Annotated in this window: 1 pseudogene; it reads left to right on the forward strand. The window is 40.2% G+C overall.

The annotated features are described in order from the left end of the window. Positions 1-50: 50 nt before the first annotated feature. A pseudogene (locus tag GJV76_RS15695) lies at positions 51-281 on the forward strand (erythromycin esterase family protein); the annotation flags it as partial.

Raw genomic sequence — 281 nt, forward strand, 5'->3', positions numbered from 1 at the left:
TCAATCTTCTACCATTTAACTTAGTAACAATCAAATCACTTATATTACGTATGATCAAAAGTATTACGACCTCTTTGCTTGTAGGTACTGCCTTGTTTTCAAGCGCTCAAGAGGCAACTGTCGAAAAGCAAATAGCTTCTTATATGATTCCATTCGAGCAAGTGGATCAAGCTTCGTTTGAAGCAATTGCCCACCGCATTGGGGATAGCGAAATTGTTATCTTAGGAGAAGCGGGGCACGGAGATGGTAAAACCTATGAGGTTAAAGCGGAACTTGTTCAA

The organism is Myroides albus, from assembly GCF_009711045.1.
Lineage (GTDB): Bacteria > Bacteroidota > Bacteroidia > Flavobacteriales > Flavobacteriaceae > Flavobacterium > Flavobacterium album_A.